The following is a 22868-nucleotide window of genomic DNA, read 5'->3' on the forward strand; positions in this document are numbered from 1 at the left end:
CTTGCATGTCCGATTCCCGTTATCAGGTCGATGTCAGCGTCGTCACCCGCTATCTGCCAGACCAATCGCAACCCGAACACGATCGCTTCGCCTTCGCCTACACCATCTCCGTGCAGAACAACGGCGAACTGGCGGCCAAGCTTCTCTCCCGGCACTGGGTGATTACCGATGGTGACGGCCATGTCGAAGAAGTACGCGGTGAAGGCGTCGTCGGCCAGAAGCCGCTGATCGCCGCCGGCGAAAGCCACACGTATACCAGCGGCACGGTAATGACCACCAAGGTCGGCACCATGCAGGGCACCTATCAGATGCTTTCTGATGACGGCAAACGTTTCGACGCGACGATCAAACCGTTTCGCCTCGCCGTACCCGGAGCCCTGCACTGATGACGACGTATGCCGTCGGCGACCTGCAAGGCTGCCTCGAGCCGCTCAAGTGCCTGCTCAGGCAAGTTGCGTTCGACCCGTCGCTTGATCGGCTGTGGCTGGTCGGCGACCTGGTCAATCGTGGCCCGCAGTCGTTGGAAACCCTGCGCTTTCTCTATGGCATGCGGGAATCACTGGTCTGCGTGCTGGGCAATCACGACCTGCACCTGCTGGCCGCCGCAAAAAAGATCGAGCGCCTGAAGAAAAGCGACACACTGCGCGAAATCATCGAGGCCCCCGATGGCCCGCAACTGATGGAATGGCTGCGCCAGCAAAAGTTGATGCATTACGACGAAACACGCGATGTTGCGATGGTTCATGCTGGCATCCCACCGCAATGGTCGCTGCGCCGCGCCCTTAAATGCGCCGTCGAAGTCGAGACTGCACTGCGCGACGACAACGTTTTCCCGGCCTACCTCGACGGCATGTACGGCAACGAGCCGGCGAAATGGGACAGCGACCTCAAAGGCATCGACCGCCTGCGCGTAATCACCAATTACTTCACGCGCATGCGCTTCTGTACCGCCGAGGGCAAGCTTGACCTCAAGAGCAAGGAAGGCCTCGACAGCGCCCCGCCCGGCTACAAGCCGTGGTTTCAGCACAAGGAACGCAAGACCAAAGGCCTGCGCATCATTTTCGGCCACTGGGCAGCGCTCGAAGGCAATATCCACGAGCCGGGCATTTCGGCGCTTGACACCGGATGCGTATGGGGCGGCAGCCTGACGCTGATGAACGTCGACAGCGGCGAACGCCTGTCATGCAAATGCGATGAATACGGCGGGCTTGCGCCATCAGTCGCACCACTCTCCCCTAACGATTCGCCCGTCAACGCCTCGCGTTAGACTGCGCCTTCAGTTGAGCAACAGGAACTTTGTCATGACCGAATTCAAACGAATCCCGCCAGAACAGGCCCAGACCCTGCGTGAACAAGGCGCCGTCGTGGTTGACGTACGCGATCCAGCGACCTTCGCCGCACTGCACATCAGTGGTTCCAAGCATCTTGATAACCACTCCCTGCACGCTTTCATTCAAGGCGCAGACCTTGATGCTCCGACCGTCGTGGTCTGCTACCACGGCAATTCCAGCCAGGGCGCAGCCGCCTATCTGGTCAGCCAGGGCTTCTCCGACGTTTACAGTATGGACGGCGGCTTTGAGCTGTGGCGTACGACTTATCCGTCGGAAACCGCGCAAGGCTCCGCCGAATAATTTTTTTGCGCGGCGCAGGCCCCGGCTGCCGTGGGCCTGCGCGCGGCAGACGAACGGTCTGCCACAACTAATTACGTATCTCGCCTTTACCTCTCGAATTCCCAACTATCCTTAAGCGCAGGCCATCCAAAACAGGGGAGAGCCGGTACACCGGCGCGCGGGTCATCGGGAGTAGCTTTCACGGTTTGTCGACCGTGGAAGAATTCTGGGGGGTAAACAGCAGCTGCCACAGCGACTGCTGCCAGCATCGACTGAGTGATCCGGCGTCGGCTCCACGTATCGAGCGAGGTGACGTCATGAGTATCTTTAGCCACTTCCAACAACGCTTCGAATCCACACGCCAGGAAGAACTCTCGCTGCAAGAGTACCTGGAGCTGTGCAAGAAAGACCGGAGCGCCTACGTTTCCGCCGCCGAGCGTCTATTGATGGCCATCGGCGAACCGGAACTGCTCGACACTTCGACCAACTCGAGGCTGTCGCGCATTTTTTCCAACAAGGTGATCCGCCGCTATCCGGCCTTTGAAGACTTCCACGGGATGGAAGAATGCATCGACCAGATCGTCTCGTATTTCCGCCACGCCGCCCAGGGCCTGGAAGAGAAGAAGCAGATCCTCTATCTGCTCGGCCCCGTCGGTGGCGGTAAATCGTCCTTGGCCGAGAAGCTGAAACAGTTGATGGAGAAAGTGCCTTTTTATGCCATCAAGGGCTCGCCGGTCTTCGAATCGCCTTTGGGTCTGTTCAACGCCACCGAAGATGGCGCGATCCTCGAGGAAGATTTCGGCATTCCACGGCGCTACCTGAACACCATCATGTCGCCATGGGCGACCAAGCGCCTTGCCGAATTCGGCGGCGACATCAGCCAGTTCCGCGTGGTCAAGCTGTACCCGTCGATCCTCAATCAGATCGCCGTGGCCAAGACCGAACCCGGTGACGAGAACAACCAGGACATCTCGGCGCTGGTCGGCAAGGTCGATATTCGCAAGCTCGAAGAATTCCCGCAGAACGACGCCGACGCCTATAGCTACTCCGGTGCGCTGTGCCGGGCCAACCAGGGCCTGATGGAGTTCGTCGAAATGTTCAAGGCACCGATCAAGGTGCTGCACCCTTTGCTGACCGCTACGCAGGAGGGCAACTACAACAGTACCGAAGGCCTTGGCGCGATTCCGTTCACCGGCATCCTGCTGGCTCACTCCAACGAATCGGAGTGGCACACCTTCCGCAACAACAAGAACAACGAGGCGTTCATCGACCGGATCTACATCGTCAAAGTGCCGTACTGCCTGCGCGTCAGCGATGAAGTGAAGATCTACGACAAATTGCTGTTCAATAGCTCCCTGTCCAAAGCGCACTGCGCACCGGACACGTTGAAGATGCTTGCGCAATTCACCGTGCTGTCGCGCCTCAAGGAGCCGGAAAACTCCAACATCTATTCGAAGATGCGCGTCTACGACGGCGAGAACCTCAAGGACACTGATCCGAAGGCCAAGTCGATTCAGGAGTACCGTGACTCGGCCGGAGTGGACGAAGGCATGAACGGTCTGTCGACCCGCTTCGCCTTCAAGATTCTCTCCAAGGTGTTCAACTTCGACCCGCACGAAATCGCCGCCAACCCGGTGCACCTGCTCTATGTGCTGGAACAGCAGATCGAACAGGAACAGTTCCAGGCCGAAACCCGCGAGCGGTATCTGCGCTATCTGAAGGAATATCTGGCTCCGCGTTACATCGAGTTCATCGGCAAGGAAATCCAGACCGCGTACCTCGAGTCCTACAGCGAGTACGGGCAGAACATCTTCGATCGCTACGTGCTGTACGCGGATTTCTGGATTCAGGATCAGGAGTATCGCGATCCGGAAACCGGCGAGATCCTCAATCGCGTGGCGCTGAACGAAGAACTGGAAAAAATCGAGAAACCCGCCGGCATCAGCAATCCGAAGGATTTCCGCAACGAAATCGTCAACTTCGTCCTGCGCGCCCGGGCGAACAACAACGGCAAGAACCCGACCTGGCTCAGCTACGAAAAACTGCGGGTGGTCATCGAGAAGAAAATGTTCTCCAACACCGAGGACCTGCTGCCCGTCATCAGCTTCAACGCCAAGGCGAGCAAGGAGGATCAGCAAAAACACAACGACTTCGTTACGCGAATGGTTGAACGTGGCTACACCGATAAACAGGTACGGCTTCTGTCCGAATGGTACCTGCGGGTCCGCAAGTCGCAGTGAGGCAGCTGCAAGCTATAAGCCACAAGCTGCAAGAAAAAAGCGTATGCGCCTGAAAACACAGGGGTTCGTTTCTACTTGCAGCTTGCAGCTCAAAACTTGAAGCTCCCCGGAGGGGCCTTATGAGCTATGTGATCGACCGACGCCTCAATGGCAAGAACAAGAGCACGGTGAACCGTCAGCGTTTTCTGCGACGTTACCGTGACCACATCAAAAAGGCTGTCGAAGAGGCAGTCAGCCGGCGCTCCATTACCGATATGGAGCACGGGGAACAGATCAGCATTCCCGGTCGTGATATCGACGAGCCGGTGCTTCATCATGGACGCGGCGGCAAACAGACCGTCGTGCATCCAGGCAACAAGGAGTTCACGGCTGGTGAACATATCGCCCGCCCACCGGGAGGCGGTGGCGGACGCGGTCCGGGCAAGGCTGGCAATTCCGGTGAAGGCATGGACGAGTTCGTCTTCCAGATCACCCAGGAAGAGTTTCTCGAATTCATGTTCGAAGACCTGGAACTGCCGAATCTGGTCAAACGCAACCTGACCGGCACCGACACTTTCAAAACCGTACGCGCCGGTATCAGCAACGAAGGTAACCCCTCACGCATCAATATCATCCGCACCCTGCGCTCAGCGCACGCGCGGCGTATTGCCCTGTCCGGCAGCAGCCGCGCGAAACTGCGCGAGGCCAAGGAGGAACTGGCGCGGCTCAAACGCGAAGAACCGGACAACTTCGGCGATATTCAGGAACTCGAAGCTGAAATAGAGAAACTCAGCGCGCGTATCCATCGCGTGCCGTTCCTCGATACGTTCGACTTGAAATACAACCTGCTGGTCAAGCAACCCAATCCCAGCTCGAAAGCGGTGATGTTCTGTCTGATGGACGTTTCAGGTTCGATGACGCAGGCGACCAAGGACATCGCCAAGCGCTTTTTTATCTTGCTGTACCTGTTCCTCAAGCGTAACTACGACAAGATCGACGTGGTGTTTATCCGTCACCACACCAGCGCCCGAGAGGTGGATGAGGAGGAGTTTTTCTATTCAAGAGAAACCGGCGGCACCATCGTTTCCAGCGCCTTGAAGCTGATGCAGGAAATCATGGCCGAGCGTTATCCGAGCAACGAGTGGAATATTTACGCGGCACAGGCATCCGACGGCGACAACTGGAACGATGACTCGCCGATCTGCCGCGACATCCTGATCAATCAGATCATGCCCTTTGTGCAGTACTACACTTACGTGGAGATCACCCCGCGCGAACATCAGGCCCTGTGGTACGAGTACGAACGCATCGCCGAAGCCTTCTCTGACACGTTTGCCCAGCAACAACTGGTCTCGGCCGGGGATATCTATCCGGTCTTCCGTGAACTCTTCCAGCGCAGGTTAGTGACATGACCGCCAAAGAGCAGAAACGCCAACCGATTTCCACCGGCTCCGAATGGACATTCGAGCTGATCCAGACCTATGACCGCGAAATCGCCCGGATTGCGGCCCGCTATGCGCTGGACACCTACCCTAACCAGATCGAAGTGATCACCGCCGAGCAGATGATGGACGCCTATGCCTCAGTGGGCATGCCGCTGGGCTATCACCACTGGTCCTACGGCAAACACTTCCTCAGCACCGAGAAATCCTACAGCCGCGGACAGATGGGCCTGGCCTACGAGATCGTGATCAACTCGGATCCGTGCATCGCCTATCTGATGGAAGAGAACACCATCTGCATGCAGGCGCTGGTGGTGGCTCATGCCTGCTATGGCCACAACAGCTTCTTCAAGGGCAACTATCTGTTCCGCACCTGGACGGATGCCAGTTCGATCATCGATTACCTGGTGTTCGCCAAGCAGTACATCATGCAGTGCGAGGAACGCCACGGCATCGATGCCGTGGAAGACCTGCTCGACTCCTGCCATGCCTTGATGAACTACGGCGTCGATCGCTACAAGCGTCCGTATCCGATTTCCGCTGAAGAAGAGCGCCGGCGCCAGAAGGATCGTGAAGAGCACATGCAGAAGCAGATCAACGACCTGTGGCGCACCATCCCCAAGGGAGCGGACAAATACAGCGACAAGGACAACGCCCGCTTCCCGGCCGAACCGCAGGAAAACATACTCTATTTCATTGAGAAGCATGCGCCGCTGCTGGAACCCTGGCAGCGAGAGATCGTGCGCATCGTGCGCAAAATCGCCCAGTATTTCTATCCGCAGCGCCAGACCCAGGTGATGAATGAAGGCTGGGCCACGTTCTGGCATTACACATTGATGAATGACCTGTATGACGAAGGCCTGGTCACCGACGGCTTCATGATGGAGTTCCTCACCTCGCACACCAGCGTGGTGTTTCAGCCTGGCTTTGACAGCCCGTACTACAGCGGCATCAACCCCTATGCGCTGGGTTTCGCCATGTACCGCGACATTCGGCGCATGTGTGAAGAGCCTACCGAAGAGGACCGGCGCTGGTTCCCGGACATCGCTGGCTCCGACTGGCTGTCGACCATCAAGTTTGCCATGAGCAGTTTCAAGGACGAGAGCTTCATTCTGCAGTACCTTTCGCCGAAGGTAATCCGCGATCTCAAGCTGTTCAGCATCCTCGATGACGACCAGAAGGACGACCTGCTGGTGCCCGCCATTCATGACGAGGGCGGCTACCGAGTCATCCGCGAAACCCTGGCTGCGCAGTACAACCTCGGCAATCGTGAACCCAACGTGCAGATCTACAGCATCGACCGGCGCGGTGACCGCTCGCTGACGCTGCGTCATCAGCAGCACGACCGCAAACCGTTGGGCGACTCCACCGAGGAAGTGCTCAAGCACTTGCATAGGCTGTGGGGCTTCGACATCCATCTGGAAACCCTGCAGGGCGACCAAATCATGAAAACCCATCACGTGCCGCCACGCAGTGAACACAGCGAGGGCGATTACGGCCGGCTCGATCTGGCCGTGATTCATCTTTGATCCGGTTCTGGCCTCCGAAAGTCTGACGCAAGGGTTATCCTGTCGGACTGACGGAGGTTTTTTATGCAGGTTTACAAGGTTGGCGGCGCGGTACGTGATCGCCTGTTAGGGTTGCCGGTCACAGACATCGACCGGGTCGTGGTGGGCGCTACCACTGAAGAAATGCTTGCCCAGGGGTTTCGCCCGGTCGGCGCGGATTTTCCGGTGTTTCTGCACCCGAAAACCGGCGAGGAATATGCCCTCGCCCGCACCGAGCGCAAGAGCGGTCGCGGTTACGGCGGTTTCACGTTCTACGCGAGTCCGGAAGTCACGCTTGAAGAAGACCTGATTCGCCGCGACCTGACGATCAATGCCATGGCCGAGGACGATCAGCTCAACCTGACCGATCCGTATCATGGTCAACGCGACCTCGAAGCAAGAATCCTTCGCCATGTTTCCCCGGCGTTCGCCGAAGATCCGCTGCGAGTGCTGCGCGTTGCCCGTTTTGCTGCGCGTTATGCGGGACTGGGCTTCACGGTCGCCGACGAAACCATGGACCTGATGCGTCAGCTCAGCGAGTCCGGCGAACTGCAGGCGTTGACTGCCGAACGCAGCTGGAAGGAAATTTCCCGGGCACTGATGGAAGACCACCCGCAGGTGTTCATCCAGGTATTGCGCGACTGTGGCGCACTCAAAGAGCTAATGCCAGAAGTCGACGCCTTGTTCGGCGTACCGCAGCCGGAGACCCATCATCCGGAAATCGACACGGGCCTGCACACCTTGAGCGTGCTGGAGCAGTCAGCTCTGCACAAACAACCGCTGACGGTACGCTGGGCCTGCCTGCTGCATGATTTGGGCAAAGGCCTGACGCCAGAAGAAGAATGGCCTCGGCATATCGCCCATGAGCACACAGGTCTCAAGCTGATCAAAGCGGTCAACGAACGTTTCAAGGTGTCGAAGGATTGTCAGGAATTGGCATTACTGGTGGGGCAGTATCACACCCATGGGCACCGGGCGCTGGAGCTGAAAGCCTCGACATTGCTGGAGTTACTGCAGAGTTTCGATATTTATCGCCGGCCACAGCGCTTCGAGGAATTTATCGCTTCGTGCGAGATGGACGCCCGTGGCCGCAAAGGCCTGGAGCAGCGCAGTTACCCACAGGCGGATTATTTGCGCGGAGCCGCGAAGGCTGCGCGAGCGGTGGCGGTGCAGCCATTGCTGGAGCAGGGATTCAAGGGGCCGGAACTGGGCGAAGCGCTGAAGCGCGAACGGTTGAAAGCATTGAAGATTTACAAAGACAACGCCTGAAGCAAGATCAAAAGATCGCAGCCTTCGGCAGCTCCTACAGGGAAGCGCAAATTCCTCTGTAGGAGCTGCCGAAGGCTGCGATCTTTTGCTTTAAAGATTCGACGGAGTCAATTGCTGCCCATTCCATTCGAATGCAACCGGCGCCAACACCTGATCAATTTGCGCCTCAGCCCACAACGTCGCAAAGCTTTGGCCCACCCCCGGGTGCACCCGATCCGGCGCAATCAACGACAGCGGCCATAGCACAAAGGCATTTTTCAGAATTTCCGCACGCGGCAAAATCAACCCATCGAAATTACCCACCAGATCGCCATACAGCAGCACGTCGATATCCAGCGGCAAGCCCTTGCGATCAGGGGCATAACGCCCGTTATCCGCCTCGATGAATTTCAAGCGCCTATCCAGCTCCATCAATGGCAAGTCGGTGTAGGCCGAGACCACGAAATTGAAGAACGGCCCGCTCTTGATCCCCACCGGCTGGCTCTCGAACACTGCCGAACAATGGATATCCACCAGAAACTTGGCCAGCGCATCGAGACCGGCGCGCAAATGGGTTTCGCGCTCGATATTGCTACCGAGCCCGAGATAGACCTGAGTCAGCGACATCCGCGCTCGATCTCCACACCCACACCACCCTTGGCCGCCGGCACCGCGCCCGGCTTGGTCAGTTTCAGCCGCACCCAGGTGATCTTGAATTCGGCCATGAGCACCTCAACCAGACGCTCGGCAAAGGTCTCGACCAGCTGGAACTGCGCCTGCTCGGCAAAGGCCTGAATGCGCGTGGAAACACTGGCGTAATCGAGCGCCAGGGTCAGATCGTCACCGGCGGCGGCCGGACGATTGTCCCAAGCAAAGCTCAGATCAAGACGCAGGCACTGACGAATGCCGCGCTCCCAGTCATAGGCACCGATCACGGTGTCGACTTCCAGGCCCTCGATAAACACTCTGTCCAAGCACTTCTCTCCGCTGCACGACAAGGGCGCGATGCGCCGTTAGAATCAGGGCGTCCTCGCCCGGAATAGTTAGCATGTTTTGGTTACTGGCGATTCTCGCCTACCTGCTCGGCTCGCTGTCCTTCGCCATTTTGCTCAGCCGCCTCACCGGAAATCCGGATCCGCGAATGAGTGGCTCGGGTAATGCCGGCGCCACCAACATGCTGCGCCTGGCCGGTCGCAAACTGGCGATCCTGACCCTGCTCGGTGATCTATGCAAAGGCCTGCTGCCGGTGCTGATCGCCTTCAGTGCGGGCCTTTCGCTGCAGGATCAGGCCTGGATCGGCGTATGCGCCGTGATCGGTCACCTGTTCCCGCTGTACTTCCGCTTTCGTGGCGGCAAAGGCGTTGCCACTGCCGCCGGCATGCTGCTCGGCCTGTATCCACCCGCCGCGCTGCTGGCCGTATGTGCCTGGCTGCTGACGTTCTACCTGACCCGCACCAGCTCGCTGGCGGCGCTGATTGCCACGCCACTGACACTGCCGTTGCTGGCCTGGCAAGAGCCGGAAGCCTTGCTGCCAATGAGCGCACTGACCTTGCTGATTGTCTGGCGCCATCGCGGCAATCTACGCGACCTGTTTGCCGGGCGCGAACGGCATTTCTGACTGCCGTCCATGAGCGTCGCTCATCACAACGCCGACAACTGCTCCATTGGCCAGCGTGCTTGCACGGTGATTGCCAGACTTTCCTGCTGACCGGCCTTCAGGCGTTGGCAACCGGCAAACGCGATCATCGCGCCATTGTCGGTGCAGAACTCCGGGCGCGCATAGAACACATCGCCCTTCATATCACCGAGCATCTTTTCCAGCGAAACCCGCAACGCCTTGTTGGCGCTGACGCCGCCGGCAATCACCAGCCGCTTCATGCCCGCTTGTTTCAGGGCGCGCTTGCACTTGATGGTCAAAGTCTCCACCACAGCCTGCTGGAACGCCAGCGCGATGTCGCAACGGACTTGCTCGCCGTCGTCCCCGGCGCTGACGCATTGCTGCCAGGTATTGAGGGCGAAGGTTTTCAGGCCGCTGAAGCTGAAATCCAGACCCGGGCGATCGCACATTGGACGCGGAAAGGTGAAACGACCTGCGACGCCTTTCTCGGCCAGCTTGGCGATTTCCGGCCCGCCGGGGTAATTGAGGCCCATCATTTTCGCGGTTTTATCGAAGGCTTCACCGGCCGCATCGTCGAGCGTCTCGCCGAGCAGGCTGTATTGGCCGATGCCGTCGACCTGAACCAACTGGGTATGACCACCGGAAACCAACAAAGCGACGAACGGGAATTCCGGTGGTTTCGGCTCCAGCATCGGCGCCAGCAAGTGGCCTTCCATGTGGTGCACACCGAGAGCCGGAATGCCCCAGGCAAACGCCAGCGCCTGCGCGCAGGAAGCACCGACCAGCAACGCGCCGACCAGGCCAGGACCTGCGGTATAGGCGATTGCATCGATCTCGGTCGGCACGCAGTCGGCCTCGGCCAAGACCTGACGGATCAAGGGCAGCATGCGTTTGACGTGGTCACGCGAAGCCAGCTCCGGCACCACACCGCCATAGACGCGGTGCAGGTCGATCTGACTGAACAGCGCGTCGGCCAGCAGGCCGCGTTCACTGTCATACAATGCGACGCCGGTTTCGTCGCAGGAGGTTTCTAATCCCAGTACTAGCATGGGTTTGCGCCTTGTTTAGGCTGAATTCGAAGGCGCGCATAATAGTCGCCACGTGATGCCCCGACCAGCGGTTTTCGATCAGAGGCTTTGCATTCCGAGCGATGAGGGGTTAACATCCGCAACCCTTAAAAACCGACGTCTTCAAGTGCTCTTTTGCCGCGAGGATGTTGACCCCGGTAATGAATGAAGGTAGCTCTGGATGCCAGCCGTCAAAGTAAAAGAGAACGAACCCTTCGACGTAGCTCTGCGTCGTTTCAAGCGCTCCTGCGAAAAAGCCGGTGTACTGGCTGAAGTTCGTAGCCGCGAATTTTACGAGAAGCCAACTTCTGAGCGTAAGCGCAAGGCAGCAGCCGCTGTTAAGCGTCACGCCAAGAAAGTTCAGCGCGAACAGCGCCGCGCCGTTCGTCTGTACTAATACACAGACGTTCGTAGCAAGCTTCTTGCCTAAGCCCGGCCCTCAGCCGGGCTAATGGCATTTGCGTAAAACGCTTGATGCTTCACCGTCGACGCCGCCGATGCGACCGAGACAAATCTGCTTCACCGCGTCAGGCCTGGCTCTTTTGCCAGCGGTGCACGTCTTTTCTGACGAGCCTTTCAAGGCTACTGACGAGCACACCCACTGATTCCTCTTACGACGATCAGCCCAAGGCACCTGCATGCGTGCCCGCTTTATTGAGCTATCCGAGGCCGACAACCGGCCGTCAGCGGATTCAGCGCAACACTTTCACATAGTCGAAGACTGATAGGTACTAACGTCAGTGGATTTTCGGCAGATACACTTCCCGACAGCGATCACGCAGACGACACCGGTCGAGCCGCACTTTTTGTGCGTTTCCAGCAATGGCCCGCGTCCGACAGCCTGTCGCAACAGATTTATTGCAGCGCAGACGACGAGAATGCCATGGCCGGGCTGATTCCCCAGAGCTTCATTGACGACCTGCTGAACCGCACCGACATCGTCGACGTGGTCAGCTCGCGCGTGCAATTGAAGAAGGCCGGCAAGAACTACACCGCCTGCTGCCCGTTCCACAAAGAGAAAACCCCGTCGTTCAGCGTCAGCCCCGACAAACAGTTCTATTACTGTTTCGGCTGCGGCGCCGGCGGCAACGCCCTCGGCTTTCTCATGGATCACGACAACCTGGACTTCCCCCAGGCCGTCGAAGATCTGGCCAAAGCCGCCGGCATGGAAATCCCCCGCGAAGAAAGCGGCCGTGAGCGCAAGCCGCGTCAGCCGACCGATTCGCCGCTGTATCCGCTGCTCACTGCCGCCGCCGACTTCTACCGGCAGGCACTCAAGAGTCATCCGTCGCGCAAGGCTGCGGTGGATTACCTCAAGGGTCGCGGCCTGACCGGCGAGATCGCTCGGGATTTCGGCCTCGGCTTTGCACCGCCGGGCTGGGACAACCTGCTCAAGCATCTGAGCAGCGACACGCTGCAACAGAAAGCCATGATCGAAGCTGGCCTGCTGATCGAGAACGCCGAAACCGGCAAGCGCTATGATCGCTTCCGTGATCGCGTGATGTTCCCGATCCGCGACACCCGTGGGCGGATCATCGCCTTCGGCGGCCGCGTACTGGGTGACGACAAGCCCAAGTACCTGAACTCACCGGAAACCCCGGTATTCCATAAAGGCCAGGAACTCTACGGCCTCTATGAAGCACGCAAGAACAATCGCAACCTCGACGAGATCATCGTCGTCGAAGGCTACATGGACGTCATCGCCCTCGCCCAGCAAGGCCTGCGCAATGCCGTCGCCACGCTGGGTACCGCGACCAGTGAAGAACACTTGAAGCGTCTGTTCCGCGTCGTCCCGAACGTATTGTTCTGCTTCGACGGCGACCAGGCAGGCCGCAACGCCGCGTGGCGCGCACTGGAAGCGACCCTGCCATGCCTACAGGACGGTCGTCGCGCGCGATTCCTGTTCCTGCCCGAAGGCGAAGACCCGGACACCCTGGTTCGCGCCGAAGGCACTGACGCATTCAAGGCGCGCATCAATCAGCACGCGCAGCCGCTGGCCGATTATTTTTTTCAGCAACTGACCGAAGAGGCCGACCCGCGCTCGCTCGAGGGCAAGGCACACATGGCCACCCTCGCCGCACCGCTGATCGACAAGGTGCCGGGCGCGAACCTGCGCATTCTCATGCGTCAGCGCCTGACCGAGATTACCGGCCTGAGCAGCGAGACCGTCAGCCAACTGGTTCAGAGTGCACCGCAGGAAGCACCGCCCGCCTACGATCCGGGCTTCGATTACGACGCCATGCCGGACTACAGCGACTACCATCAGCCGCAGGCACAGGACATGTACGCGCCGCAGCAGGAATGGACGCCGAAGAAACCCGGCGCCGGCGGCAAGAAGTGGGACAAGAAACCGTGGGACAAGAACGGCAAGCGTGGTGGCGATCGCGAACAGCAGCGCCCGCGCACGCCGATTGGCGTTGAATCGCCGACCCTGACGGCATTGAGAACATTGCTCCATCATCCGCAACTGGCCAAGCGCGTCGAAGACGCCGGACATATTGCCGATGAAAATCAGACCAACGCCCAGTTGCTTGTGGCGCTGCTCGAAGCCGTACAGAAGAATCCCAAGCTAAACTCATTTCAGTTGATCGCGCGATGGCACGGCACTGAACAGGGTCGCTTGCTCAAGGCACTGGCAGAAAAGGAATGGCTGATTGACGGAGATAACCTTGAACAACAGTTTTTCGACACCATTACTAGCTTGTCCGCCCGCCAACGCGAGCGAAATCTCGAACAGTTACTCAGGAAAGCGCGGCAAAGCGAACTGAGCGTCGAAGAGAAAAATCAACTGCGCGACCTTTTAAGTCGCAATGTTTCCGCATCAAACCCGACCTCAACTGGCGCGTGAGGTCATAGCTCAGGTATAATCCTCGGCTTGTTTTTTGCCCGCCAAGACCTTCAGTGGATAGGGTGTTATGTCCGGAAAAGCGCAACAGCAGTCTCGTATTATTGAGTTGATCAAACTGGGTCGTGAGCAGAAGTATCTGACTTACGCCGAGGTCAACGACCACCTGCCCGAGGATATTTCAGATCCGGAGCAGGTGGAAGACATCATCCGCATGATTAACGACATGGGGATCCCCGTACACGAGAGTGCTCCGGATGCGGACGCCCTTATGTTGGCCGACGCCGATACCGACGAGGCCGCTGCGGAAGAAGCAGCCGCTGCGTTGGCGGCGGTGGAGACCGATATCGGTCGCACCACTGACCCGGTGCGCATGTACATGCGTGAAATGGGCACGGTCGAGCTTCTGACCCGTGAAGGCGAAATCGAAATCGCCAAGCGGATCGAAGAAGGCATTCGTGAAGTGATGAGCGCAATCGCGCACTTCCCTGGCACGGTTGACCACATTCTCTCCGAGTACACCCGCGTCACCACCGAAGGTGGTCGCCTGTCCGACGTCCTGAGCGGTTATATCGACCCGGATGACGGCATCGCGCCGCCTGCGGCAGAAGTGCCGCCGCCGGTCGATCCGAAGGCCGTCAAGGCTGACGACGATACCGACGACGATGAAGCCGAATCTTCCGATGACGAAGAAGAAGCCGAAAGCGGTCCGGACCCGGTCATCGCTGCACAGCGCTTCGGCGCCGTGGCGGACCAGATGGAGATCACCCGCAAGGCCCTGAAAAAGCACGGTCGTCACAACAAGGCTGCGGTTGCCGAGTTGCTGGCCCTGGCCGAGCTGTTCATGCCGATCAAACTGGTGCCGAAGCAATTCGAAGCCTTGGTCGAGCGTGTGCGCAGTGCCCTGGATCGTCTGCGTCAGCAAGAGCGCGCGATCATGCAGCTGTGCGTGCGTGATGCACGTATGCCGCGCGCCGATTTCCTGCGTCAGTTCCCGGGCAATGAAGTCGACGAAAGCTGGTCCGACGCTCTGGCCAAAGGCAAGAGCAAGTATGCCGAGGCCATCGGTCGCGTGCAGCCGGACATCATCCGTTGCCAGCAGAAGCTGATTGCGCTGGAAACCGAGACCGGTCTGACCATCGCGGAAATCAAGGACATCAACCGTCGCATGTCGATCGGTGAGGCCAAGGCCCGCCGCGCGAAGAAAGAGATGGTTGAAGCCAACCTGCGTCTGGTGATCTCGATCGCCAAGAAGTACACCAATCGCGGTCTGCAATTCCTCGATCTGATCCAGGAAGGCAACATCGGTCTGATGAAGGCGGTGGACAAGTTCGAATACCGTCGTGGTTACAAGTTCTCGACTTATGCCACCTGGTGGATCCGTCAGGCAATCACTCGCTCGATCGCCGACCAGGCGCGCACCATCCGTATTCCGGTGCACATGATCGAGACGATCAACAAGCTCAACCGTATTTCCCGGCAGATGTTGCAGGAAATGGGTCGCGAACCGACCCCGGAAGAGCTGGGCGAACGCATGGAAATGCCTGAGGACAAGATCCGCAAGGTACTGAAGATCGCCAAAGAGCCGATCTCCATGGAAACCCCGATCGGTGATGACGAAGACTCCCATCTGGGCGACTTCATCGAAGACTCGACCATGCAGTCGCCAATCGATGTCGCCACGGTGGAAAGTCTGAAGGAAGCGACTCGCGAAGTACTGTCCGGCCTCACTGCCCGTGAAGCCAAGGTGCTGCGCATGCGTTTCGGTATCGACATGAACACCGACCATACGCTCGAAGAAGTGGGCAAGCAGTTTGACGTAACGCGTGAGCGGATCCGTCAGATCGAAGCCAAGGCGCTGCGCAAGCTGCGCCACCCGACGCGAAGCGAGCATCTGCGCTCCTTCCTCGACGAGTGATACCAGAACCCCCGGCCCAGGCCGGGGGTTTTGTTTTATGGCAGATTAAATTCCCCGCTCCGCCCTCCCCGCCGCGTACCCCGTCTACACTCGAAACAATCACTCCAAGCCCTGACGAGAGCGTTATGCCCAGACTGGCGCCCGTGCTTTTTCTGCTGTCATTGATGATCTGCACCGCCACGGCTGACGCGCTGACTCTCACCGATGAAGAACGCAGCTGGCTGGCGGCTCACCCTGACTTGCGCCTGGGTGTCGACGCGTCGTGGCCGCCTTTCGAATTTCGTGACGATCAGAACCGCTATCAGGGTCTGGCCGCTGACTATATCGACGTGATTCGCCAACGTTTGGCGATCAAGCTGACGCCCATCGAACCGGCAAGCTGGACGGTGGTGCTGGAGCAGGTCAAAAAAGGCAAGATCGATTTGCTGCCGGGAATCATGTCCACGCCGGAGCGCCAGAATTATCTGTCATTCACCCGGCCGTACCTCGACTTCCCGATCGTCATCCTCGCCCATGTCGGCGGCGCCCAGCCGCGCAAACTCGACGATCTGTATGGGCTGAAGATCGCCGTGGTGGAAAACTACGCCCCCCACGAATTACTGCGTACTCACCATCCCGATCTGAATCTGGTGGCCATGCCCAACGTCAGTTCAGCGCTGCAAGCCCTGGCGACTGATGAAGTGGACGCGGTAGTCGGCGATCTGGCTTCCAGCGTCTGGAGCCTGCGCCAGCTCAAGCTTGACGGCCTCTACGTCAGCGGCGAGACGCCGTATCGGTATCAGCTGGCGATGGCCGTGCCCCGCGACAACAAGGTGCTGGTGGGGATACTCGACAAAGTTCTTGCCGACATGACGCCGGCGGAAATCAGCAGCATTCAGGAACACTGGGTCGGCAACGTGCTCGACCACCGCACGTTCTGGTCGGATCTGCTGATGTACGGCCTGCCCGGCCTGTTGCTGCTGATAACAGTCCTTGCCGTGGTGATTCGCATCAACCGCCGTCTGAGTTCGGAAATCACCCGGCGCATCGACCTCGAGCAGGAACTGCGCAGCAGCGAATATCACTACCGCGGCCTGGTGGAAAGTTTGTCGGCGATTGCCTGGGAAGCGCGGATGAGCGACTTCACCTACAGCTATGTCTCGCCGCACGCTGAAGACTTGCTCGGTTATCCACAGTCTCATTGGCTGATTCCGGGCTTCTGGCACAACATCATTCACCCCGCCGACCTGACCCGCACGCAGAGCTACTGTAAGGAAGCGCTGCGCCAGGGCCGCGATCACATCGTCGACTACCGCGTGATTACCGCCGACGGTCGCTGCCTGTGGGTGCGCGATATCGTTAGCCTGATAGAGCACGGTCACGAGCCAGTGATGCGAGGGCTGATGATCGATATCAGCGAGATCAAGCGCACTGAAGAGGCATTGCGCCTGTCCGAACAGAAGTTCGCTTCGGTGTTCGAGCAATGCCCGGACATTCTGGTGATTGCGCGCCTGTCCGACGGCTGCCTGCTGGAGGTCAACGAGGCCTTCGAGGAGCAGATCGGGCTCAGGGCCGAGGAGGTGATCGGCCAGACCGCCACCAACCTCAATATCTGGGGCATTCCCGGAGTCGGACCAGGCCTGTTGCAGCGCTTGCAGGCCGGTAGCATCCGCAACCTGGAAATGCCCTTTCGCCGCAACAACGGCCAATTGTTCACCGGGCTGATTTCCGCCGAGCCCTTCGACCTCGATACCACCCCGGCGCTGGTGGTTGTGGTGCGCGATATCAGCCAGCTCAAGGAAACCCAACAGCAACTGCAAACATCGGAGGAAAAGTTTGCCAAGGCCTTCCATGCCTCGCCGGACGGCTTGCTGCTGTCACGCCAGAGCGACGGCCTGCTGCTGGAGGTCAACGAAGGTTTCAGCCGCATCACCGGTTTCAACAGCGCCATGTCAGTGGATCGTTCGACGCTGGATCTGGGCATCTGGGTCAATCTCAACGAACGCAAACAGATGATCGACCTGCTGCAACGCGACGGTTTTGTCCGTGACTTCACCTGCCACATCCGTCGCAGCGACGGGCAGATTCGCCTGTGTGAAGTCTCCAGCCGTCCACTGCCGATCGGCGACGAAGACTGCATGTTGACCATCGCCCGCGACATCACCGAGCGCCATCTCATGCAGGAAAAACTGCAGCAGGCGGCGACGGTTTTCGAGAGCACCGCAGAAGGCGTGTTGATCACCGATACTCAACAACACATCAGCGCCGTCAATCGCGCTTTCACCGAAATCACCGGTTACAGCGAAAGTGAAGCGCTGGGCCACACGCCACGCTTGCTGGCGTCAGGGCTGCATGACAGCGCTTTCTACGCGGCGATGTGGCACCAATTGACCGACGAGGGACACTGGCAAGGCGAGATTTCCAACCGGCGCAAGAATGGCGAGTTGTACCCGAGCTGGCTGACCATCAGCGCCGTGCGCAATCGCGACAAATTCATCACCCACTTCGTTGCGGTGTTTGCCGATATTTCCAGCCTCAAGCACGCTCAGGCCAAACTCGATTACCAGGCTCACCACGACCCGCTGACCGGCCTGCCCAACCGCACCTTGTTCGAAAGCCGCCTGCAAATGGCTTTGACCAGTCAGCAGGAAAATGGCGGCCAGGGTGCCGTGCTGTTTCTCGACCTTGACCGTTTCAAACACATCAACGACAGCCTCGGTCATCCGGTCGGCGACCTGTTGCTCAAGGGCATTGCCGTACGCTTGAAAGAACAATTGCGCGATATCGACACGGTCGCACGGTTGGGCGGCGACGAGTTCATCATCCTGCTGCCGGGCTTGCAGCAAGCCAGCGACGCCGACAACATCGCGACGAAACTGCTCAACTGCTTCGGAGCGCCGTTCCAGGCCGGCGAACACGAGTTCTTTATCAGCGCCAGCATCGGCACCAGCCTCTATCCGCGCGACGGTTGCGACGTTGCCACGCTGGTGAAAAACGCCGACGCGGCGATGTACCGCTCCAAGGCCAAGGGGCGCAACCGCGTCGAAAGTTATACCCGCGACCTCACCGCCCAGGCCAGCGAACGCATAGCGCTGGAACACGAACTGCGCCGCGCCATCGAGCGCGATGAGCTGTTTCTCTATTACCAACCGAAAATCAGCCTGGTGGACCACAGCCTGGTCGGTGCAGAAGCGCTGATTCGCTGGCGCCACCCGACCTTCGGTGACGTGCCGCCCGAGCATTTCATTCCGCTGGCAGAAGAAAACGGCATGATCCTGCAGATCGGTGATTGGGTACTGGAGACCGCTTGCCGGCAGATGTTCGAATGGAGCCGAATCTACCAACCGCTCGGGCCGCTTTCGGTGAACCTCGCCGGCGCGCAACTGCGCCAGCCGAACCTGTTGGTGCGCATCGAACAACTGCTCAAGGACAATCGGCTCAGGCCGGATTTACTGCAACTGGAAATTACCGAGAATTTCATCATGAGTCAGGCCGAAGAGGCGCTGGCGGTGCTGCATCAACTCAAACACCTCGGCGTGCAACTGGCGATCGATGACTTCGGCACCGGCTACTCCTCGCTCAGCTACCTCAAACGCCTGCCGCTGGACATCCTCAAGATCGACCAATCCTTTGTCCGCGGACTGCCTGACGATCCCCACGACGCGGCCATTGTGCGCGCCATCATCGCGCTCGGCCGCAGCATGCAATTCACCGTGATCGCCGAAGGCGTGGAAACCCAGGCACAACAACAATTTCTCGCCGCAGAAGGTTGTGAACAGATCCAGGGCTACATCGTCAGCCTGCCGCTGCCACCGGACGAATTCGCCGCGACGTTTCTGCATGTAACCGTATCGGATTTTTCGGATAGCACAGCCGCGAAACCGTCGCTATAATCCGCGGCCTACTGAGGGCCTATAGCTCAGTTGGTTAGAGCAGAGGACTCATAATCCTTTGGTCCACGGTTCAAGTCCGTGTGGGCCCACCAAATTGAAAAGCCGCGCTTGATGCGCGGCTTTTTTGTGGGCGAGTGGTTGGGTTTCGTCTCGGCGGGCGCAATGTTCGGAAGACCTAACCAGAGCTGTAGGAAAGATCCTAAGCTGCGGTTTTGAGCGGTTAGACATCTGTTGATGATGTCTTCGCAGGGATACTCTCGAGACGTCGCTGCTTATCAGCGACCGGGCTTGGAAATCCCTACAAATCAATACGTCCGGCGACAGTAACAATGGAATGGAAAGACCTGATTATTGGCGGACGCAGATATTGCATGGCGCATCTACAGCCTTTTGAACAGACATTTGAAGTGGCGGAGCAGCAGCTTGTCGTCAGGTTTGAATTCGGGTTCCACTGTTTTACCGATGACAAAGGGCACGGCCAGCCATTAAGACACAGAGGAGAAGCTCGGTATTTTTTGTGCGGACCGCCACTACTACAGCAGCCAGATCACGGACTACCTGCAAAAACGGTTTTTCAAAGGCCTGGCTGTGCCCTTCTACGTCGAAAACAGTCAGCGCTATTACTGCCTTGATTTGCATGACTATGCGGTCTTTTTTTCGATCAGCAAGCCGCAAAATACAACAAACTTTCTCAAACTCCGGATCATTTCCGCCTACGAGGTCGCTGAATGGGGACGCTCGAAGCTGCCGAAAGGAAAACCACATAACGTCCGCTACATTCTGGAAATGCGCAGCGCGGGGAAATCCGTGTGAGAGAAAGCAAAAAGCCCCGATGCATGCGCAACGGGGCTTTCTGTAAATCTGAAATATCGGCCTATCCTTTTACGGTTTCCCGCTTATCCCGCTCACTGGCTAGGAGTGGCTTGCGCCACCGAAATCAACACCCTTTGCTTACAAAGTTCCGGTCTGTGCTGACGTGCCGATCATAGCCCTTGAACCTGACAAGAGCAACCGTCACAGCCGTTATCCCTCCCATCGAGCGATGGGTTCCAAATATGCCCCAATGCGCTTGACCCTGTACCATCGGCAATCTCATCGCCCACGCCATCGGAGCCTCCCTTGCCAGACACCCGCCAACCCATCCTCGACGAAATCGACCGCCAGCTAATCGCCGCGCTGCAGATCAACGCCCGCGAAAGCGTGGCCATGCTCGCCCGTCAGCTAGGCATCGCTCGCACTACGGTGACGTCGCGCCTGGCCCGGCTGGAAAAAGCCAAGGTGATCACCGGTTATGGCGTGCGATTGGGTCAGCGTGTGGTCGATGGTGGCTTGCAGGCCTACGTCGGGATCAAGGTGCAGCCGCGTTCCGGCAAGGACGTGCTGCGGCGCCTGAGTGCGATGGCGCAGGTGCAGCAGCTGTGTGCAGTGAGTGGCGAGTTTGACTACGTGGCCTGGTTGCGCACCGACTCGCCGGAGCAGCTCGATCAGTTGCTGGATCAGATTGGCAGCGTCGATGGGGTGGAGAAAACCACGACTTCGATCATTTTGAGTAGCAAGATTGATCGCGGGCAGCCGGTCTGAGCGTTGGCCAAGGCATCGAGGCTCGGGCCTCTTCGCGAGCAGGCTCGCTCCCACATTTTGGTCGGTATGCAGCCTGCAATCGTCAGTCTGCACAAACTTCAGGCAAAACGACGACACATTGCGTCTTATTAACGCGCTCCACGCTCCCTAGAATGGCTGGCATCTTTTCCTATACTCAGACGCGAATCCTGCGTCGGGTCGCCAACAAGGTCAGCCATGAACAACAACAATCGTCACCCTGCAGACGGCAAGAAACCCATCACCATTTTCGGTCCGGACTTTCCGTTCGCGTTTGACGACTGGATCGAGCATCCCGCCGGTCTGGGCAGCATTCCCGAGCAGCATCATGGTGCTGAAGTGGCGATTGTCGGCGCGGGCATTGCCGGTCTGGTGGCTGCATATGAACTGATGAAACTCGGTCTGAAGCCGGTGGTGTACGAGGCGTCGAAACTCGGTGGTCGTCTGCGCTCGCAGGCCTTCAACGGCACCGACGCCATCGTCGCCGAGCTTGGCGGCATGCGCTTTCCAGTGTCCTCCACCGCGTTCTATCACTACGTCGACAAGCTCGGCCTGCAAACCAAGCCTTTCCCCAACCCGCTGACCGGCGCGTCTGGCAGCACCGTGATCGACCTGGAAGGCGAGACCTATTACGCGGAGAGTCTGAAGGATCTTCCTGCATTGTTTCAGGAAGTGGCTGACGCCTGGGCGGATGCGCTGGAAGCAGGCTCGCAGTTTTCCGATATCCAACAAGCCATTCGCGATCGCGATGTGCCGCGCCTGAAAGAGCTGTGGAACAAGTTGGTGCCGCTGTGGGACGACCGGACCTTTTACGACTTCGTCGCCACCTCGAAGGCCTTCGCCAAATTATCGTTCCAGCACCGCGAAGTGTTCGGCCAGGTCGGTTTCGGCACCGGCGGCTGGGATTCGGACTTCCCCAATTCGATGCTGGAAATCTTTCGCGTCGTGATGACCAACTGCGACGATCATCAGCACCTGGTGGTCGGTGGCGTCGAGCAGGTGCCGCAGGGCATCTGGCGCCATGTGCCGGAACGCTGCGTGCACTGGCCGGCGGGCACCAGCCTGAAATCCCTGCACCGTGGCGCGCCGCGTTCCGGTGTGAAGAAAATCGCTCACGCACCGCAAGGCCGTTTCGCCGTTACCGACAACAACGGTGACACCCGCGAATATGCCGCTGTGCTGACCACCTGCCAGAGCTGGCTGCTGACCACTCAGATCGAATGCGATGAAACCCTGTTCTCGCAGAAGATGTGGATGGCCCTCGACCGCACGCGCTACATGCAGTCGTCGAAAACCTTCGTGATGGTCGACCGGCCATTCTGGAAAGACAAGGACCCGGAGACCGGCCGCGACGTGATGAGCATGACCCTCACCGATCGCCTGACCCGTGGCACCTATCTGTTCGACAACGGCGACGACAAACCTGGGGTGATCTGCCTGTCGTACTCGTGGATGAGCGACGCGTTGAAAATGCTCCCGCATCCGGTGGAAAAACGCGTTGAACTCGCCTTGAACGCGCTGAAGAAGATCTACCCGAAAGTCGACATCGCCGCGCGGATCATCGGCGACCCGATCACCGTGTCGTGGGAAGCCGACCCGTACTTTCTCGGTGCCTTCAAAGGCGCCCTGCCCGGCCATTATCGCTACAACCAGCGCATGTACGCGCACTTCATGCAGGACGACATGCCGGCCGAACAGCGCGGGATTTTCATCGCCGGCGACGACGTGTCGTGGACACCGGCGTGGGTCGAAGGTGCAGTGCAGACTTCGCTCAACGCGGTGTGGGGCATCATGAAACATTTCGGCGGTTCGACACATAAAGAGAACCCCGGCCCGGGTGATGTGTTCAAAGACATCGGCCCTATCGCCCTGCCCGAGTAAGA

The 22868-nt window shown here is 58.7% G+C and carries 19 protein-coding genes and 1 tRNA gene; 17 read left to right on the plus strand and 3 right to left on the minus strand.

Annotated features, from left to right (window positions below):
• Nucleotides 1-5: 5 nt before the first annotated feature.
• The 7 genes from apaG to AC4IHP_RS12460 all read left to right on the plus strand — a co-directional run bounded on the left by apaG (nt 6) and on the right by AC4IHP_RS12460 (nt 8087).
• The gene (gene apaG / locus AC4IHP_RS12430; protein ID WP_490831799.1) at nt 6-386 is read left to right on the plus strand and encodes a Co2+/Mg2+ efflux protein ApaG; all 381 of its coding nucleotides are present in this window, start codon (nt 6-8) and stop codon (nt 384-386) included.
• A complete protein-coding gene (locus AC4IHP_RS12435) occupies nt 386-1267 on the plus strand; it encodes a symmetrical bis(5'-nucleosyl)-tetraphosphatase (protein ID WP_490831800.1) in 882 nt (293 codons plus the stop codon). The genes apaG and AC4IHP_RS12435 overlap by 1 nt, the downstream gene beginning before the upstream one ends.
• A 34-nt stretch (nt 1268-1301) precedes the next feature.
• Complete coding sequence (glpE, locus tag AC4IHP_RS12440; RefSeq protein ID WP_460121863.1) at nt 1302-1631, plus strand: thiosulfate sulfurtransferase GlpE; 330 nt, start codon at nt 1302-1304, stop codon at nt 1629-1631.
• Nucleotides 1632-1927: 296 nt separating this feature from the next.
• A complete protein-coding gene (locus tag AC4IHP_RS12445; protein WP_039757710.1) occupies nt 1928-3850 on the plus strand; it encodes a PrkA family serine protein kinase in 1923 nt (640 codons plus the stop codon).
• Nucleotides 3851-3969: 119 nt separating this feature from the next.
• Nucleotides 3970-5241: a YeaH/YhbH family protein gene (locus AC4IHP_RS12450; RefSeq protein ID WP_039757709.1), complete on the plus strand. Its 1272-nt coding sequence runs from the start codon at nt 3970-3972 to the stop codon at nt 5239-5241.
• The gene (locus tag AC4IHP_RS12455) at nt 5238-6800 is read left to right on the plus strand and encodes a SpoVR family protein (RefSeq protein WP_016772889.1); all 1563 of its coding nucleotides are present in this window, start codon (nt 5238-5240) and stop codon (nt 6798-6800) included. The genes AC4IHP_RS12450 and AC4IHP_RS12455 overlap by 4 nt, the downstream gene beginning before the upstream one ends.
• 63 nt (nt 6801-6863) lie before the next feature.
• Nucleotides 6864-8087, plus strand: a complete 1224-nt coding sequence (locus AC4IHP_RS12460) for a multifunctional CCA addition/repair protein (RefSeq protein WP_490831801.1) — start codon at nt 6864-6866, stop codon at nt 8085-8087.
• Nucleotides 8088-8177: 90 nt separating this feature from the next.
• Here the strand turns inward: AC4IHP_RS12460 and folK are convergent, their stop codons facing one another.
• Together folK and folB are read right to left on the minus strand one after the other, a co-directional pair.
• Nucleotides 8178-8693 carry a 2-amino-4-hydroxy-6-hydroxymethyldihydropteridine diphosphokinase gene (gene folK, locus AC4IHP_RS12465; RefSeq protein WP_460121870.1) on the minus strand — a complete coding sequence of 172 codons (516 nt, stop codon included), beginning with the start codon at nt 8691-8693 and terminating at the stop codon, nt 8178-8180.
• Nucleotides 8684-9040, minus strand: coding sequence for a dihydroneopterin aldolase (folB, locus tag AC4IHP_RS12470; protein WP_016772885.1), 357 nt, complete (start codon nt 9038-9040; stop codon nt 8684-8686). Before folB ends, folK begins: the two co-directional genes overlap by 10 nt.
• Before the next feature lie 74 nt (nt 9041-9114).
• Between folB and plsY the strand changes: the two genes are divergently transcribed.
• Nucleotides 9115-9684 (plus strand): glycerol-3-phosphate 1-O-acyltransferase PlsY, encoded by a 570-nt coding sequence (gene plsY / locus AC4IHP_RS12475; protein ID WP_490831802.1) that lies wholly within the window; start codon nt 9115-9117, stop codon nt 9682-9684.
• Between the two features lie 23 nt (nt 9685-9707).
• Here the strand turns inward: plsY and tsaD are convergent, their stop codons facing one another.
• Nucleotides 9708-10733 carry a tRNA (adenosine(37)-N6)-threonylcarbamoyltransferase complex transferase subunit TsaD gene (gene tsaD, locus AC4IHP_RS12480; RefSeq protein WP_460121874.1) on the minus strand — a complete coding sequence of 342 codons (1026 nt, stop codon included), beginning with the start codon at nt 10731-10733 and terminating at the stop codon, nt 9708-9710.
• Nucleotides 10734-10932: 199 nt separating this feature from the next.
• On the opposite strand from tsaD, the gene rpsU reads away from it, so the two are divergent.
• The 9 genes from rpsU to AC4IHP_RS12525 all read left to right on the plus strand — a co-directional run bounded on the left by rpsU (nt 10933) and on the right by AC4IHP_RS12525 (nt 22866).
• The gene (rpsU, locus tag AC4IHP_RS12485; RefSeq protein ID WP_002551877.1) at nt 10933-11148 is read left to right on the plus strand and encodes a 30S ribosomal protein S21; all 216 of its coding nucleotides are present in this window, start codon (nt 10933-10935) and stop codon (nt 11146-11148) included.
• A 486-nt stretch (nt 11149-11634) separates the two neighbouring features.
• Complete coding sequence (gene dnaG / locus AC4IHP_RS12490) at nt 11635-13599, plus strand: DNA primase (protein ID WP_076564352.1); 1965 nt, start codon at nt 11635-11637, stop codon at nt 13597-13599.
• Nucleotides 13600-13666: 67 nt separating this feature from the next.
• Entirely contained in the window at nt 13667-15514 is a 1848-nt protein-coding gene (gene rpoD / locus AC4IHP_RS12495) for an RNA polymerase sigma factor RpoD (RefSeq protein WP_039757703.1), read from the plus strand.
• Nucleotides 15515-15639: 125 nt separating this feature from the next.
• Nucleotides 15640-19386, plus strand: a complete 3747-nt coding sequence (locus AC4IHP_RS12500) for a bifunctional diguanylate cyclase/phosphodiesterase (protein WP_460121876.1) — start codon at nt 15640-15642, stop codon at nt 19384-19386.
• Nucleotides 19387-19401: 15 nt separating this feature from the next.
• Nucleotides 19402-19478: transfer RNA gene (locus AC4IHP_RS12505), tRNA-Ile, on the plus strand.
• 279 nt (nt 19479-19757) lie between these two features.
• A complete protein-coding gene (locus AC4IHP_RS12510) occupies nt 19758-20018 on the plus strand; it encodes a hypothetical protein (protein WP_490831866.1) in 261 nt (86 codons plus the stop codon).
• A complete protein-coding gene (locus AC4IHP_RS12515; RefSeq protein WP_490831869.1) occupies nt 19975-20199 on the plus strand; it encodes a hypothetical protein in 225 nt (74 codons plus the stop codon). Before AC4IHP_RS12510 ends, AC4IHP_RS12515 begins: the two co-directional genes overlap by 44 nt.
• Before the next feature lie 306 nt (nt 20200-20505).
• Nucleotides 20506-20967 (plus strand): Lrp/AsnC family transcriptional regulator, encoded by a 462-nt coding sequence (locus AC4IHP_RS12520; RefSeq protein ID WP_016772879.1) that lies wholly within the window; start codon nt 20506-20508, stop codon nt 20965-20967.
• A 216-nt stretch (nt 20968-21183) separates the two neighbouring features.
• A complete protein-coding gene (locus AC4IHP_RS12525) occupies nt 21184-22866 on the plus strand; it encodes a flavin monoamine oxidase family protein (RefSeq protein WP_460121879.1) in 1683 nt (560 codons plus the stop codon).
• Nucleotides 22867-22868 lie beyond the last annotated feature (2 nt).

The organism is Pseudomonas sp. UF-293, from assembly GCF_058245595.1.

Excerpts from the sequence above, each read along its gene's own strand:
- apaG (WP_490831799.1), top strand. The coding sequence starts at position 6 with ATGTCCGATTCCCGTTATCAGGTCGATGTCAGCGTCGTCACCCGCTAT.
- AC4IHP_RS12435 (WP_490831800.1), top strand. The coding sequence starts at position 386 with ATGACGACGTATGCCGTCGGCGACCTGCAAGGCTGCCTCGAGCCGCTC.
- glpE (WP_460121863.1), top strand. The coding sequence starts at position 1,302 with ATGACCGAATTCAAACGAATCCCGCCAGAACAGGCCCAGACCCTGCGT.
- AC4IHP_RS12445 (WP_039757710.1), top strand. The coding sequence starts at position 1,928 with ATGAGTATCTTTAGCCACTTCCAACAACGCTTCGAATCCACACGCCAG.
- AC4IHP_RS12450 (WP_039757709.1), top strand. The coding sequence starts at position 3,970 with ATGAGCTATGTGATCGACCGACGCCTCAATGGCAAGAACAAGAGCACG.
- AC4IHP_RS12455 (WP_016772889.1), top strand. The coding sequence starts at position 5,238 with ATGACCGCCAAAGAGCAGAAACGCCAACCGATTTCCACCGGCTCCGAA.
- AC4IHP_RS12460 (WP_490831801.1), top strand. The coding sequence starts at position 6,864 with ATGCAGGTTTACAAGGTTGGCGGCGCGGTACGTGATCGCCTGTTAGGG.
- folK (WP_460121870.1), bottom strand. The coding sequence starts at position 8,693 with ATGTCGCTGACTCAGGTCTATCTCGGGCTCGGTAGCAATATCGAGCGC.
- plsY (WP_490831802.1), top strand. The coding sequence starts at position 9,115 with ATGTTTTGGTTACTGGCGATTCTCGCCTACCTGCTCGGCTCGCTGTCC.
- tsaD (WP_460121874.1), bottom strand. The coding sequence starts at position 10,733 with ATGCTAGTACTGGGATTAGAAACCTCCTGCGACGAAACCGGCGTCGCA.
- rpsU (WP_002551877.1), top strand. The coding sequence starts at position 10,933 with ATGCCAGCCGTCAAAGTAAAAGAGAACGAACCCTTCGACGTAGCTCTG.
- dnaG (WP_076564352.1), top strand. The coding sequence starts at position 11,635 with ATGGCCGGGCTGATTCCCCAGAGCTTCATTGACGACCTGCTGAACCGC.
- rpoD (WP_039757703.1), top strand. The coding sequence starts at position 13,667 with ATGTCCGGAAAAGCGCAACAGCAGTCTCGTATTATTGAGTTGATCAAA.
- AC4IHP_RS12500 (WP_460121876.1), top strand. The coding sequence starts at position 15,640 with ATGCCCAGACTGGCGCCCGTGCTTTTTCTGCTGTCATTGATGATCTGC.
- AC4IHP_RS12510 (WP_490831866.1), top strand. The coding sequence starts at position 19,758 with ATGGCGCATCTACAGCCTTTTGAACAGACATTTGAAGTGGCGGAGCAG.
- AC4IHP_RS12525 (WP_460121879.1), top strand. The coding sequence starts at position 21,184 with ATGAACAACAACAATCGTCACCCTGCAGACGGCAAGAAACCCATCACC.